Source organism: Staphylococcus sp. EG-SA-2 (assembly GCF_017152085.1).
In genome coordinates this window covers 1-1,236 of record NZ_JACYHC010000822.1, presented here as the reverse complement: position 1 = coordinate 1,236, position 1,236 = coordinate 1, and the positions used below count along the sequence as shown (strand labels likewise).

The window sequence follows — 1,236 nt, the reverse complement described above, 5'->3', positions numbered from 1 at the left end:
AGATAAACAACAAATTGCGACATTAGAAGAAAGTAATAGCCAATTTTTCTCACATGCTGATCCAGAGATGATTAAAGCACTTACAAGCAGAGAATTAGATGTTTAATCATAATATAACAAAGTAAATCATTTACATTACGCTAACCTGAACTTGGATGTTAAAGTCTATGTTTCAGGTTATTTTATTACTCTTAAAAGTGAAAGGAGCAAGCAAATAAGTTATTATATATTTTTATATTATGTAATAACGTAACTAAGGTTATAATTAGATAATTAATATGTCTTGGAATTAATTATTTAATAAGTTGTATAGCAGGTGGCGATATGATATATATATACACTTTTCTATTATTACATTAATTACAGGTATCATTATGCATATTACAATGTACTTTGTACCATTTGAATCTCGGAAAATGCCACTATTTATGACGATAATTTTTACAATCTAAAAGCAGTAAAGACTCATAATATAACCAAAAACATTAATAAAAGTTTGTTAAATGATAAGGGGATGAGTATTGGTAAATTTACTCAAAAGGTTTAAGGGAAAAATCCTACCTGGAGAGATCCAAAAACTAAATGGACTATTTCCAAAAATAAAGGGCAATCACATGGTGGTTCTTATTGGAAGTTAATAAATAACAAAGGAAAAAGAATAGCTTCTTTAACTAAAGAAGGAAAAATCTTAAGGGAATAAGGTGTTGTAAATTATGTGCTTTGATATAAATAATTTGGATATAAAAAAGTTGAATTTTAGAAAGGTAAAAAACGCAATTCATTTAAGTTTAAGTGGCGATAAATACCAGTTTTTGGAGGACGGTAAAACTATCAATAATACTTATTTTTTAGCTGTATATGATAATGCAATAAACATTTTTGAAGATTTGTTTTCGCCTTCTGATTCTATAAATTTGGTTCATGTAGTATATGTTTATAGTGAACCTTATAAGAAAACAAATGTTATAAAAAAATTTACATCGTTAACAATAGATGAATTGTATTACTTTAAAGAATATAAAAAGGAGAAGGATGATAATATTTTGTGCGAGGAGTTTTCATATAAGTGTTCCATAAAAGATATAAAATATAAAAAATTATTAAAAGCTATATCCAATCAAGACTTTAAAGGGTTAGTTCCAAATATCAATCAGAATGATAATTATTCTGAAATATATATAATTAACAATACTAAAAACTTAATATATCATTTATATGATGATAGAGGTCTATGGC

General features: G+C 25.7%; 2 protein-coding genes and 2 pseudogenes. All 4 read left to right on the top strand.

Annotated features, from left to right (window positions below; all coding sequences use genetic code 11):
* A pseudogene (locus IDG60_RS14840) lies at nucleotides 1-106 on the top strand (aldo/keto reductase); the annotation flags it as partial.
* A 223-nt stretch (nucleotides 107-329) separates the two neighbouring features.
* On the top strand, nucleotides 330-452 hold the full coding sequence (locus tag IDG60_RS14835; RefSeq protein ID WP_103143715.1) for a hypothetical protein: 123 nt from the start codon (nucleotides 330-332) through the stop codon (nucleotides 450-452).
* Between the two features lie 11 nt (nucleotides 453-463).
* Nucleotides 464-700 (top strand): annotated as a pseudogene (locus tag IDG60_RS22465) (SAR2788 family putative toxin); the annotation flags it as partial.
* Between the two features lie 13 nt (nucleotides 701-713).
* The coding region (locus IDG60_RS14830; RefSeq protein ID WP_086896460.1) for a DUF3885 domain-containing protein at nucleotides 714-1,236 on the top strand (523 nt) is incomplete at its 3' end.